The organism is Actinomadura sp. NAK00032, from assembly GCF_013364275.1.
GTDB lineage: Bacteria > Actinomycetota > Actinomycetes > Streptosporangiales > Streptosporangiaceae > Spirillospora.
This window is the reverse complement of record NZ_CP054932.1, coordinates 8,097,520-8,110,788: the sequence shown is the minus strand read 5'-3', so window position 1 is coordinate 8,110,788 and position 13,269 is coordinate 8,097,520. Positions and strand designations below refer to the sequence as shown.

At 71.5% G+C, this 13,269-nt stretch carries 7 protein-coding genes; 5 read left to right on the top strand and 2 right to left on the bottom strand.

Annotation, left to right across the window (positions count from 1 at the left end; all coding sequences use genetic code 11):
• Positions 1–134 precede the first annotated feature (134 nt).
• The 3 genes from pruA to HUT06_RS37150 all read left to right on the top strand — a co-directional run bounded on the left by pruA (position 135) and on the right by HUT06_RS37150 (position 4,838).
• Positions 135–1,766: an L-glutamate gamma-semialdehyde dehydrogenase gene (gene pruA, locus HUT06_RS37160; protein WP_176199996.1), complete on the top strand. Its 1,632-nt coding sequence runs from the start codon at positions 135–137 to the stop codon at positions 1,764–1,766.
• Between the two features lie 109 nt (positions 1,767–1,875).
• Entirely contained in the window at positions 1,876–2,586 is a 711-nt protein-coding gene (locus tag HUT06_RS37155) for an HAD family hydrolase (RefSeq protein ID WP_176199995.1), read from the top strand.
• Between the two features lie 296 nt (positions 2,587–2,882).
• Complete coding sequence (locus HUT06_RS37150) at positions 2,883–4,838, top strand: acetoacetate--CoA ligase (protein WP_176199994.1); 1,956 nt, start codon at positions 2,883–2,885, stop codon at positions 4,836–4,838.
• Positions 4,839–4,841: 3 nt separating this feature from the next.
• Here the strand turns inward: HUT06_RS37150 and HUT06_RS37145 are convergent, their stop codons facing one another.
• Both HUT06_RS37145 and HUT06_RS37140 read right to left on the bottom strand, forming a co-directional pair.
• Positions 4,842–5,498, bottom strand: a complete 657-nt coding sequence (locus HUT06_RS37145; protein WP_176199993.1) for a Uma2 family endonuclease — start codon at positions 5,496–5,498, stop codon at positions 4,842–4,844.
• A gap of 78 nt (positions 5,499–5,576) precedes the next feature.
• On the bottom strand, positions 5,577–6,173 hold the full coding sequence (locus tag HUT06_RS37140) for a hypothetical protein (RefSeq protein ID WP_176199992.1): 597 nt from the start codon (positions 6,171–6,173) through the stop codon (positions 5,577–5,579).
• A gap of 180 nt (positions 6,174–6,353) precedes the next feature.
• Between HUT06_RS37140 and HUT06_RS37135 the strand changes: the two genes are divergently transcribed.
• Positions 6,354–7,949 (top strand): serine/threonine-protein kinase, encoded by a 1,596-nt coding sequence (locus HUT06_RS37135; protein WP_176199991.1) that lies wholly within the window; start codon positions 6,354–6,356, stop codon positions 7,947–7,949.
• A 180-nt stretch (positions 7,950–8,129) separates the two neighbouring features.
• Entirely contained in the window at positions 8,130–12,971 is a 4,842-nt protein-coding gene (locus tag HUT06_RS37130) for an NAD-glutamate dehydrogenase (protein ID WP_176199990.1), read from the top strand.
• Positions 12,972–13,269: the final 298 nt, after the last annotated feature.

Sequence of the window (13,269 nt, the reverse complement as noted above, 5' to 3'; positions counted from 1 at the left end):
AGGGGGCAGTCGCTTGTGTGGGTCTGGGGGCTTCCCCCACATGGGGTCCTGTGGTGCGGCGGGCGGTATTCGGGCGGTCGGGCGGGTAGGTCCCGGCACATCGACACTGCCGTCGGAGTGCAGGGAGCCGCGAGATGGACGCCGTCACCACCGTGCCGGTACCGGCGAACGAGCCGGTGAAGGGATACGCGCCGGGCAGCCCGGAGCGGGCCGCGCTGGAGGCCCGGATCAAGGAGCTCGGCGGGACGCAGACCGAGCTGACGATGACGATCGCCGGTGAGCACCGCATGGGCGCGGGCACCCCGGTCGACGTCGTGGAGCCGCACAACCGCGCGCACGTCCTCGGCCGGATGGGCGACGCCACCGAGGCGGACGTGACCGAGGCGGTCGTCGCGGCGCACGAGGCGGCGCCCGCCTGGCGGGCCATGGCCTTCGAGGACCGGGCCGCCATCTTCCTGCGCGCCGCCGAGCTGCTCGCCGGGCCGTGGCGCGCCACGGTGAACGCCGCGACGATCCTCGGCCAGTCCAAGTCGGTGCAGCAGGCCGAGATCGACGCCGCCTGCGAGCTGATCGACTTCTGGCGGTTCAACGTCGGGTACGCGCAGCAGATCCACGAGCAGCAGCCGCTGTCGCCGCCCGGCGTGTGGAACCGGCTGGAGTACCGGCCGCTGGAGGGGTTCGTCCTCGCGATCACCCCGTTCAACTTCACCGCGATCGCCGGGAACCTGCCGACGTCGGCGGCGCTGATGGGCAACGTCGTGGTGTGGAAGCCGTCCCCGACCCAGCAGCTCGCCGCGCACTTCACCATGCGGGTGCTGGAGGCCGCGGGCCTGCCGCCCGGCGTGATCAACATGGTCACGGGCAACGGCCGCGCCGTCTCCAACGTCGCGCTGCGCCACCCCGACCTCGCCGGCCTGCACTTCACCGGCTCCGTCGCCACCTTCCAGAACCTCTGGCGGACGATCGGCGAGAACATCGCCGGCTACAAGGGCTACCCGCGGATCGTCGGCGAGACCGGCGGCAAGGACTTCGTCGTCGCGCACCCGTCCGCAGACCCGGCCATCCTCAAGACCGCGCTCGTCCGCGGCGCGTTCGAGTACCAGGGGCAGAAGTGCTCCGCCGCGTCCCGCGCCTACATCCCGCGCTCGGTCTGGGACCGCATGCGGGACGACTTCCTCGCCGAGACCGAGTCGCTCACCATGGGCAACGTCGCCGAGGACCTGTCGGCGTTCATGGGCGCCGTCATCGACGACCGCGCGTTCGCCAAGCACCGCGCCGCCATCGACCGCGCCCGCGGCATCGACACCATGAGGATCCTCGTCGGCGGCGAGCTGGACGACTCGCGCGGCTACTTCGTCCGCCCGACGGTCCTGGAGTCGTCCGACCCGACCGACGAGATCTTCACCCGCGAGTACTTCGGCCCGATCCTCGGCGTGCACGTCTACGACGACGGCGACTACGACACCGTCCTCAACCAGATGGAGGGCAGCTCGGAGTACGGCCTCACCGGCGCCGTCATCGCCGAGGACCGCGCCGCCATCGCCGAGGCCACCGCCAAGCTCCGCTTCGCCGCCGGCAACTTCTACATCAACGACAAGCCGACCGGCTCGATCGTCGGCCAGCAGCCGTTCGGCGGCGCCCGCGCGTCCGGCACCAACGACAAGGCGGGCTCGGTCTTCAACCTCACCCGCTGGACGAGCGTCCGCTCGATCAAGGAGACGTTCGTCGCGCCGACCGACTACCGCTACCCCCACATGGGCCCCTGACAGGGCGGTTGCGGTCGGGGGCGGCAAGGCCGGACGATAAGGTCGCCCACCGTGGCGGGTACCGGCTCCGGCGCCCGCCCGTGCTCCTTCGACCGCGCATGGGAACGGGATGTCGACGCTGAACCGTCTGGTGCTGTGGAACATCGATCACACGCTGGTCGACGTCGGGCGGGTCACCCGGGACGCCTACGCCGAGGCGTTCCAGCGGACCATCGGGCGGCCGCTGGTCCGGCTCGCGCCCACCCCCGGCCGCACCGAGTCCGAGATCATCTTCGAGACGCTCGCGTTCAACGACGTCGTCACCACCGACGACCACCTGCCCGCGTTCTTCGACGCGCTCGCCGAGGCGTTCGCGTCCCGCCGCGCCGATCTGCGCGCCCACGGGCGGGTGCTGGCCGGGGCCGCGGAGGCCGTCGAGGCGCTCGCCCACGTCCCCGGCGTCGTCCAGTCGGTGCTGACCGGCTCGATCCAGCCGAACGCCATGCTGAAGGCCACCGAACTGGGCCTCGCCGCCCGCCTCGACCTCGCCGCGGGCGGCTACGAGAACGGCGTCTACAGCAAGGCCGCCCTCCTCGAACTGGCCCGCACCCGCGCCGGCGAGCGGCACGGCACCGCCTACTCCGAGGCCGCGACCGTCTACATCGCCGACTCGCCCCGCGACGTGCAGGCCGCGCACATCGCCGGCTCCCCGATCATCGCCGTCGCCACCGGCAGCGCCACCGAGGCCGAACTCCGCGCCGCCGGCGCCGACACCGTCCTCGCGACGCTCGCCGACACCGACGCCGTCGTCACCGCCGTGGCCGACCTGACCCGCCTCTGACCCCATCCGATCCGTTCCCTTCCGCCGGCTTGCCCCCGTGACAGCAGTGTCGAGGGCGGCGGGCGCCGGCGGAACGGGAATGCGATCCTGTGGAAAACCAGGCCGTGTGGACGGTGAGGATGTCCCGGCCGGGTGCTGTGTGGACGACCCGGGTTGCCCGCGGACGCGGTTTCGCCTGAGATGTGGCGGGGCTTCGAGCGCGTAGCGGCGGGCGGACCGGGCAGGTTGCGCGGTGTGCGGAGCCGGGCCGATATTGGGGAGGGCCGCGCGCCGTGGCGCGGCAGGGAGGGAGCGAGATGGCCGGTGGGGTATCCGAGGGTTCGGCGCTGTGGGAGCCGTCGGAGGAGGTCGTCGCGAACGCGCGGGTGACCCGTTTCGTCCACTGGCTGTGGGAGCGGGGCGTCCGCACCGAGTCCTACGACGAGCTCTGGCGCTGGTCGGTCACCGAGGTCGACGCGTTCTGGGACGCGATCTGGTCGTACTTCGACGTCGTCGGCGAGCGCGGCGGCGGCCCCGTCCGGTCGGGCGGGCCGATGCCGGTGGACGGCCTGAAGTGGTTCCCCGGCGCGACCCTCAACTACGCCGCGAACGCGCTGCGCCGGGCGGACGAGACCCCCGACGAGACCGCGGTGATCTTCCGGTCGGAGGCGGGCGGGCACCGCGTGCTGACGTACCGGGAGCTGGCGCTGCACGTGGCGGAGGTCCGCGCGGGACTGGCCGGCCTCGGCGTCGGCAAGGGCGACCGGGTCGCCGCCTACGTCCCGAACATCCCCGAGGCGCTGATCTGCTTCCTGGCGACGGCGTCGCTCGGCGCGATCTGGTCGTCGTGCTCGCCCGACTTCGGGTCGTCCTCGGTCATCGACCGGTTCGCGCAGATCGAGCCGAAGGTGCTGATCGCCGTGGACGGCTACGCCTACAACGGCAAGCACTTCGACCGGCGGGAGACCGTCGCCGAGATCGAGGCCGAGCTGCCGAGCCTGGCCGCCACCGTCCTGATCCCCTACCTCGACCCCGCCGCGACCCCCGAGGGCCTGCGGGTCGGCATGCACTACGGCGAACTGCCGCGCGCCGACCGCGACACGCTGGAGTTCGAGGACGTCCCCTTCGACCACCCGCTGTGGGTCGTGTACTCGTCCGGCACCACGGGGCTGCCGAAGCCCATCGTGCACGGGCACGGCGGCGTGGTGCTCGAACACCTCAAGGCCCTGTCGTTCCACCAGGACATCGGCCCCGACGACGTGTTCTTCTGGTTCACCACCACCGGCTGGATGATGTGGAACTACCTCATCGGCGGCCTGCTGGTGGGCTCCACCATCGTCATGTACGACGGCGCCCCGCTCGACCTGTGGTCGCTGGCCGCCGACAGCGGCGTCACCTACATGGGCGTTGGCGCGCCCTACATCACGGCGTCCGCGAAGGAAGGCCGCCGCCCCGGCGAGGAGCACGACCTGTCCGGCCTGCGCGGCATCGGCTCGACCGGCTCCCCGCTGCCGCCCGAGGGCTTCGCCTGGGTGTACGACGCGGTCGGCCGGGACCTGCTGCTCGGCTCGTTCTCCGGCGGCACCGACCTGTGCACCGGCTTCGTCGGCCCGTCACCGCTGCTGCCGCTGCGCGCCGGCGTCATCCAGTGCCGCGGCCTCGGCGCCAAGGTCGAGGCCTTCGCCGAGGACGGCAAGCCCGTCATCGACGAGGTCGGCGAGCTGGTCATCACCGAGCCCATGCCGTCCATGCCGGTGTCCTTCTGGAACGACGAGAACGGCGACCGGTACCGCGACTCCTACTTCGACATGTACCCGGGCGTGTGGCGGCACGGCGACTGGATCAAGATCCTGCCGGACGGCGGCTGCGTCATCTACGGCCGCTCCGACTCCACCCTCAACCGCGGCGGCGTCCGCATGGGCACCTCCGACTTCTACCGCGTCGTCGAGGCGTTCGACGAGATCACCGACAGCCTCGTCATCGACACCGGCCGCCTCGGCCAGGAGGGTCGCCTGCTCCTGTACGTCCAGCTCGCCGAGGGCGCGTCCCTCACCGAGGAGCTGGTGCAGAACCTGCGGCGCGAGATCCGGTCGTCGCTGTCGCCCCGGCACGTCCCGGACGAGATCACCGCCGTCCCCGGCATCCCGCGCACCCTGTCGGGCAAGAAGCTGGAGGTCCCCGTCCGCAAGATCCTCCAGGGCACCCCGGTGGACAAGGCCGCCAACCGCGACTCCATGGCCAACCCGGAGGTCCTCACCCACTTCACCCCGTAGGGGCTACTCCGTCCAGGGCTTCCACCGCTCGGTGTCGATCTCGAAGCCGAGCGGCGCCGGAAGCTTGACGACCTCGCCGAACTTCCAGGTGTGGAGGGGCTCGTACGTTCCCGCCTGGACGTCCGGCTCGCCGTAGAGGGTGACGCCGGGCATCCGGGGGTCGCGGTCGACGAGCAGGTAGAACGGGACGGCCGACTTGGCGTAGGCGCTCCGCTTGGTACCGAGCACCTGCACAAGCCGCGGCGGGCGGTCGTTTCCCGCATTGGTCGGCGAGGTGATCTCGACGACCGCCGCTACTTCCTCGGGCAGTACCTGCCTGCGGTCCTCATCATCCACCTTTTCGGCGACATCCCTGTCGATGATGATGAGGTCGGGGATGCACCCGTCCTTGACCGGCACCAGGTTGAGTTCGTTGGCCTGTACGAACACCCAACGGAAGCCGGGATCGGCCACAGTCGCCACGGACATGGCATGGCCGATGGCCGTGGCGATGCGATTGTGGCGAAAGACGGGAGCGGGTGACACGACGATCTCTCCTCTGATGACCTCGACCCGGCTGCCGTCCTTCGGGAGGTTGATCTCGTCGGCGAGTTCTCCCCGCACCCACAGGGCATATGGGATGTCCGACAGCGTGTAATGCACGATGGCCGCGACTGCCATGACACTGAGCTCCCTTTTGACGACAGACGGTGACATCGTACGGGCGAGATACCCGCAGCGTACCGAGAATTCGGGAGATCAGCGGGTGCGGGAGGCGGCGTAGGCGAGGATGTCGCGGCGGCGGTAGAGGCGGCGGACGCGGCCGCCGCGCAGCGGCTCGACCTGGGCGGGTTCCGGCCAGCCGGCGGGCGGGCGCCTGGCGTAGACGGTGACGCTCGTCTGGGCGAGGCCGAGGATGCGAGCCGCGTCGGCCAGCGTCACGAGGTCGTCGGGGTCCTCTTCGGCGGGACGGTCGCCGAGGGTGCGGTACCAGGACGTCCAGGCGGCCTCGTCCCAGTACATCGCCTTGCCGGAGCGGTGCGCGACGTCGGGATGGCCGTTGGACGCGCGGTCGGCCCACAGCTGCTTGAGGCGGTGGCGGCTGACGCCGTGCCGTTCGGCCAGCTCGTCGCGCGTCGCCAGGCCCGGCGGGACGTCCCGGGCGCGGTGCGCGGCGTACCAGCGGTCCCAGTCGGCGGCGTCCCAGGCGAGCTGGGAGCCGACCGTCCCGGCCGGCTCGGGATGGCCGTTGGACGCGCGCTCGCGGTGCCATTTCTCCAGCGTGCTGCGTCCGAGCCCGTGCTCGGCCATGAGGTCGGCGCGCGTGTGGACGCGGCGCCCGTCGAGCATTGCCATGCCACCAGTGTCGCCGGTGTGACATCGTGCTCGTCGGTATCGCTGTGAGAAGAGACGCCATTAGGGTGGGTACCCCGCCGGATCGGGTGAACTTCCCTCGGGGTTCGGGCGTCACACAGTCGGAGGGGTGATCCGGGCCGGGAGCACGGCCCGTCGATCCAGAGAGGGACGGTTCCACGCATGGAGATTGGGGCGCTGCGGTCCGGTGATCCGGATCGGCTGGGGTCGTACGCCCTGATCGGCCGGGTGGGCGAGGGCGGGCAGGGCACGGTGTTCCTCGGCGCCGCCGAGGACGGCCGGCAGGTCGCGATCAAGCTGCTGCACGCCGAGCTGACGTCCGACGACAAGGCGCGCGCCCGGTTCCTGCGCGAGCTGGAGGTCGCCAAGCAGGTCGCGCCGTTCTGCACCGCGCAGGTGATCGACGCCGACGCGGACGGCGACCGGCCCTACATCGTCAGCGAGTACGTGCGCGGCCCGTCGCTGAACCAGCAGGTCCTGGACGAGGGCCCGCTGAGCGGCGCGGCGCTCGACCGGCTCGCCGTCGGCACCGCGACGGCGCTCGCCGCGATCCACCAGGCGAAGATCGTGCACCGCGACTTCAAGCCGCACAACGTGCTGATCGGCCCGGACGGCCCGCGCGTCATCGACTTCGGCGTCGCCCGCGCGATCAGCGGCGCCACCACGCTGACCAGCCGGGTGATCGGCACCCCGTCCTACATGGCGCCCGAGCAGATCAGCGGCGACGAGGTCGGCACGCCCGCGGACGTGTTCTGCTGGGCCGCGACGCTGGTGTTCGCCGCGACCGGGGAGCCCCCGTTCGGGCAGGACACCATCCCCGCCGTGATCAACCGGATCCTGCACGAGGAGCCCGACCTCGGCGGCCTCGACGGCGCGCTGGGCGATCTGGTCCTCGACTGCCTGGAGAAGGACCCCGAGCTGCGCCCCGGCGCCCGGCAGGTGCTGATGCGGCTGCTCGGGCACGAGGAGGCCGCGAGCACGGGACGTCCCGCGCCCCGGTCCGGCGGCACCGACGAGACCGCGATGCTCGCGGCCGGGTCCGTGCGCGCCGCCGAGGCCGGCGACGAGGACTTCGAGCCCCTCCCGGCCGCCGCCGCCGAGCACGAGCCCGTGGAGACGGTCGCCGCCTTCCACGACGCGGACGCCCCGGCCGGCACCGACCCGGGCGTGGACGACTACGGCCTTCCGCCCACCCCGGCCGGGTGGGCCGCCGGCAACACGCTGCCCCCCGAACTCGTCATGGTCGGCGAGCCGGACGGCGACGGGCACGGCGCGCACGGCGGACGGAACGGCCGCGGCGGGCTGCGGTACGCGCTCGCCGGCTCCGGACGCTCCGCCCTGCTGGCCGGCGCCGCGGCGCTGTTCGTCGCGATCGTGGTGGTCTCGTCCGTGCTGATGCTCGGCTCCGGCGACAAGGGCAAGGCCGGCCAGAAGGTCAGCGACCCGAGCGCTCCGCCCGCGTCGACCGACGTCCTGCCGAGTTCGGCGCCGCCGACGTCGCAGCGGCCCGTCCAGCAGTCGACGGCGCCGTCCTACACGTCCTCCCCGACCGGCAGCCCGACGCCGACGCAGAGCCCGACGCCGTCCGATACGCCGACGCCGTCGATCACCCCGACCGACCCGGCGCCCACGAAGTCGACGACGAAGCCGACCGACGTGCCGACCGAGCCGACCGACAAGCCGACCGACCCGGGCACCCCGCCGACCGAGCCCACCAATCCCGGGGGCGGCGGCACCGAAGCCAACACCGGGGGCTGACGTCCCCCGGTACCCCTCGGCATGGGAAACCGTCCGGGGGCGGGCCGGGCTGGCAAGGTGGCATAGGCCACGCTGACCTTGCGCCAGAGCAGGTCGGCTTTGCGGCGATTCCTGGCTACGCTCATGCAGTGAGCGGCGCCACAACGAGGTGGCGAAGGGTCTCAAGGGGAGTTGTTGTTGATGGGCGGCATGCTCGATCAAGCGAAGGACGACCTGCTCCGGCGGGCCGCCGAAACGTGCGCGCAGCGTCCGGGGGCGCGCGGCGGGGACGTCGAGGAGGTCTTCGACTACCTGCGGCTCTACTACCGGCAGGTCGACCATGAGGACCTCATGGCCCGCGACCCTGCCGACATCTGCGGCCCGGCGATGGCGCACCGGGCGCTCGGCGAGGAGCGCCCGCAGGGGCGTGCCAAGGTGCGCGTCTTCACGCCGACGCTGGAGGAGTACGGCTGGGACCCCGGCCACACGGTCGTCCAGGTCGTGACCGACGACATGCCGTTCATCGTCGACTCGGTGACGATGGAGCTGACCCGGCACCAGCTCACCACGCACCTGATCGTCCACCCGCTGCTCGGCGTGGACCGCGACGTCGCGGGCCACATGAAGGCGTTCCGCCACAAGCTCGACAGCGACACCGACGTGGACGAGTCGTGGATCCACATCGAGGTGGACCGTACCAGCGACCGCGCCGTCCTCGACGCGGTGGAGAAGGACCTGCTGCGCGTCCTCCAGGACGTCCGGGTCGCCTTCGAGGACGAGCCGAAGATGCGCGCCCGCGCGGGCCAGGTCGCCGCCGCGATCCAGGAGACGCGGCCCCCGCTGCCCGACAAGGAGATCGCCGAGGGCGTCGAGCTGCTCGACTGGCTCGCCGACGGGCACTTCACCTTCCTCGGCTACCGCGACTACACGCTCACCGACGACGGCACGGCGCTGCGGCCCGAGCCGGGCACGGGGCTCGGGATCCTGCGGAGCGACAAGCGCGAGTCCGACAGCTTCGCGGCGCTGCCGCCCGAGGTCCGCAAGCGCGCCGCGGAGAAGCGCCTGCTGATCCTGACGAAGGCGAACTCGCGCGCCACCGTCCACCGGCCGCTGTACCTCGACTACATCGGGGTGAAGAAGTTCGGCGAGTCCGGCGAGGTCGTCGGCGAGCGCCGCTTCCTCGGCCTGTTCACGCACGTCGCCTACAGCGAGTCGATCGCGCACGTGCCCGTCCTCAAGCGCAAGCTGGACGAGGTGCTGGAGCGCGCCGGGTTCACCGCCGACAGCTACGACGGCCAGGACCTCATCGAGGTGCTGGAGAGCTACCCGCGCGACGAGCTGTTCCAGATCACCGTCGACGACCTGCTGAAGATCTCCCTCGGCGTGCTGCGGCTGCGCGAGCGCCGCCAGCTGAAGCTGTTCCTCCGCCAGGACCTGTACGGCCGCTACATGTCGTGCATGGTGTACCTCCCGCGCGACCGCTACACCACCAAGGTGCGGCTGCGCATCCAGGACCTGCTGAAGCAGGCGTTCGACGGCGTCAGCGTCGACTACAGCGCCAACGTGACCGAGTCGCTGCTGGCCCGCCTGCACGTCGTGGTGCGCGGCGAGCGGGGCCGCCCGCTGCCGATCGTCGACGTCGCCGAGCTGGAGGAGCGGCTCGCCAACGCCACCCGCTCCTGGGAGGACGACCTCGCCGACGCCGTCGTCGAGCAGTGCGGCGAGGAGCGCTCCGGCACCCTCGGCCGCGCGTTCGGGGAGGCGTTCCCCGAGGGCTACAAGGCCGACTTCCCGGCCCGCACCGCCGTCGCCGACCTGCGCCGCCTCGACGAGCTGGGCGAGGACGGCGCCACCTCGATCAACCTGTACGAGCCATACAACGCGGAGCCGGGCGAGCGGCGGCTGAAGATCTACCGGCTGGGCGAGCCGATCTCGCTGTCGCGGGTGCTGCCGCTGCTGCAGAACATGGGCGTCGAGGTGATAGACGAGCGCCCGTACGAGATCCGCACCGCCGACGGCCGCCGGTTCTGGATCTACGACCTCGGCCTGCGCTACGTCCCGCCGGCGGACGTCGCCGAGGAGGCCATCAAGGACCTCTTCCAGGACGCGTTCACCGCGCTGTGGCGCGGCGAGATCGAGAACGACGGGTTCAACGCGCTCGTCCTGCACGTCGGGCTGACCTGGCGCGAGGCGATGGTGCTGCGCGCCTACGCGCTGTACCTGCGGCAGACCGGCATGACGTTCTCCAAGCGGTACGTCGAGCAGGTGCTGCTGCGCAACTCCTCCATCACCCGGCTGCTGGTGCGCCTCTGGGAGAGCCGCCTCGACCCGTCCCTGCAGGGCGGCGAGGAGGAGCGCAGCGCCGGCATCAACGAGGAGCTCCAGGGCAAGCTGGACGAGGTCGCGAGCCTCGACGAGGACCGCATCCTCCGCGCCTACGTGGCGCTCGTCCAGGCGACGCTCCGCACGAACCACTACCAGGGCAAGCCGTACCTGGCGATGAAGTTCGACCCGGAGGGCATCCCCGACCTGCCGCAGCCGCGGCCGATGTACGAGGTCTTCGTGTACTCGCCCAAGGTCGAGGGCGTCCACCTGCGGTTCGGGTCGGTGGCGCGCGGCGGGCTCCGCTGGTCCGACCGGCGCGAGGACTTCCGCACCGAGATCCTGGGCCTGGTCAAGGCGCAGGCCGTGAAGAACACCGTCATCGTCCCGGCGGGCGCGAAGGGCGGCTTCGTCGGCAAGCAGCTGCCCGACCCGTCCGTGGACCGCGAGGCCTGGCTGAAGGCCGGCATCGCCTGCTACAAGGACTTCATCTCCGGGCTGCTCGACCTGACCGACAACCTCGTGGACGGCAAGGTCGTCCCGCCGCCGAACGTCGTCCGGCACGACGGCGACGACACCTACATGGTCGTCGCCGCCGACAAGGGCACCGCGACGTTCTCCGACATCGCCAACGGCGTCGCCGCCGAGTACGGGTTCTGGCTCGGCGACGCGTTCGCCTCCGGCGGGTCCGTCGGCTACGACCACAAGGCGATGGGCATCACCGCCCGCGGCGGCTGGGAGTCGGTCAAGTACCACTTCCGCTCGCTCGGCAAGGACGTCCAGAGCGAGGACTTCACCGCCGTCGGCATCGGCGACATGTCCGGGGACGTGTTCGGCAACGGCATGCTCCTGTCGGAGCACACCCGGCTCGTCGCCGCCTTCGACCACCGGCACGTCTTCGTCGACCCCGACCCGGACGCGGCCGCCTCGTTCGCCGAGCGCCGCCGGCTGTTCGAGCTGCCGCGCAGCAGCTGGGCCGACTACGACGCCGCGCTGATCTCCAAGGGCGGCGGCGTCTTCCCCCGCACCGCCAAGTCGATCCAGATCACCCCGCAGATGCGGGCCGCGCTCGGCATCGAGGACGGGGTCAAGGCGCTCACCCCGTACGAGCTGATCCGGGCCGTCCTGCGGGCCCCGGTCGACCTGCTGTGGAACGGCGGCATCGGCACCTACGTCAAGTCGTCCGCCGAGAACAACGCCGACGTCGGCGACAAGGCCAACGACCCGGTCCGGGTGGACGGCGCCGAGCTGCGCTGCAAGGTCCTCGGCGAGGGCGGCAACCTCGGCGTGACCCAGCTCGGCCGCATCGAGTTCGCGCTCAACGGCGGCATCGTCAACACCGACTTCATCGACAACTCCGCCGGCGTCGACACCTCCGACCATGAGGTCAACATCAAGATCCTGCTCGACCAGGTCGTGCGGGACGGGGAGCTGACCGGCAAGCAGCGCGAGGGCCTGCTCTACGAGATGACCGACGAGGTCGGGCGGCTCGTCCTGCGCGACAACTACGCGCAGAACGTGGTGCTCGCCGCGGCCCGCGCGCAGGCGCCCGCGATGCTGCACGTCCACGCCCGCTACATGCGCAAGCTCGAACGCGACGGACGCCTCAAGCGCCGCCTGGAGTTCCTGCCGGACGACAAGGCGCTCGCGGAGCGCCGCCAGGCCGGGCTCGGGCTCACCGGCCCCGAGTTCTCCGTCCTGCTCGCCTACGCCAAGCTCGCGCTGGACGCCCAGATCGTCGCGTCCGACCTGCCCGACGACCCCTACCTGGAGTCGTGGCTGGTCGACTACTTCCCGACCCCGCTGCGCGAGCGGTTCCGCCGCTTCATGGACCGGCACCCGCTGCGCCGCGAGATCATCACGACCGCCGTGGTGAACGACGTGGTCAACGCGAGCGGCTCCACGTTCGTGTTCCGCATGAACGAGGAGACGGGCGCCTCGGCGTCCGACATCGCCCGCGCCTACCTCGTCGCCCGCGAGGTGTTCGAGATGCCGCGGTTCTGGCGGGACGTGGAGAGCCTCTCCCACCAGGTGCAGGAGTCGACGCAGATAGCGATGCGGCTGGAGGCGCGCAAGCTCACCGAGCGCGCCGCCCGGTGGCTGCTGCACAACCGGCGGCCCCCGTTCGACATCCGGGAGAGCATCGACTTCTTCAGCGGCGGCGCGGCGACGCTCGGCGCGCACGTGTCCAAGCTCCTGGTGGGCCTGGACCTGTCGGCCTTCGAGCAGCGCCGCGACGGCTTCGCCGAACTCGGCGTGCCGGACGACCTGGCCGAGCGCTGCGCCGCGTTCGTCCCCGCCTACTCCACCTTCGACCTGGTCGGCGTCGCGCACGACACGGGCCGCCCGGTGGAGGAGGTCGCCGAGGTCTACTTCGACCTCGCCGACCGGCTGCAGCTGTCCCGGCTCCGCGAGCGCATCATCGCCCTGCCGCGCGACGACAAGTGGCGCACGCTGGCCCGCTCCGCGCTCCGCGACGACCTCTACACGGCCCACGCCGCGCTCACCCGCGACGTCCTCGTCACCAGCGAGCCCGGCGGCCAGCCCGAGGAGCGCATGATCCACTGGGCGGAGAAGAACAAGCCGGCCGTCCAGCGCGCCCAGCAGACGCTCAGCGAGATCTGGGAGAGCGACAGCTTCGACCTGGCGACCCTCTCGGTGGCCCTGGGCGCGATCCGCACCCTGGTGACCGCGAGCTCCCTCCCGTCCAGCGAGGCGTAAGGCCATGGCGCCCGTCCCACCCAGGGACGGGCGCCATCACCGCGCGGACGGCAGGCCACGAACGCGCGCACCTCAACCACCACCGCAACCAGGCACGGACGCCAAGGCACACGTCCGTAAGCTCAGGTTGCGACAAGGCCCACGTTGCGATCGCGTGCGAAGCCAGGTTTCGAGCGAAGCAAGAAACCTGATCGCGAAGCGAGCCGCAAGGCGAGCCGGAGCGATGCAGCGATCGCCGTTTTTCTCGTGGAAGGGAGGGCCGCCAAGGCCCGACCGCCGAGAGAAAAACAATAAACAC

Excerpts from the sequence above, each read along its gene's own strand:
- pruA (WP_176199996.1), top strand. The coding sequence starts at position 135 with ATGGACGCCGTCACCACCGTGCCGGTACCGGCGAACGAGCCGGTGAAG.
- HUT06_RS37155 (WP_176199995.1), top strand. The coding sequence starts at position 1,876 with ATGTCGACGCTGAACCGTCTGGTGCTGTGGAACATCGATCACACGCTG.
- HUT06_RS37150 (WP_176199994.1), top strand. The coding sequence starts at position 2,883 with ATGGCCGGTGGGGTATCCGAGGGTTCGGCGCTGTGGGAGCCGTCGGAG.
- HUT06_RS37145 (WP_176199993.1), bottom strand. The coding sequence starts at position 5,498 with ATGGCAGTCGCGGCCATCGTGCATTACACGCTGTCGGACATCCCATAT.
- HUT06_RS37140 (WP_176199992.1), bottom strand. The coding sequence starts at position 6,173 with ATGGCAATGCTCGACGGGCGCCGCGTCCACACGCGCGCCGACCTCATG.
- HUT06_RS37135 (WP_176199991.1), top strand. The coding sequence starts at position 6,354 with ATGGAGATTGGGGCGCTGCGGTCCGGTGATCCGGATCGGCTGGGGTCG.
- HUT06_RS37130 (WP_176199990.1), top strand. The coding sequence starts at position 8,130 with ATGGGCGGCATGCTCGATCAAGCGAAGGACGACCTGCTCCGGCGGGCC.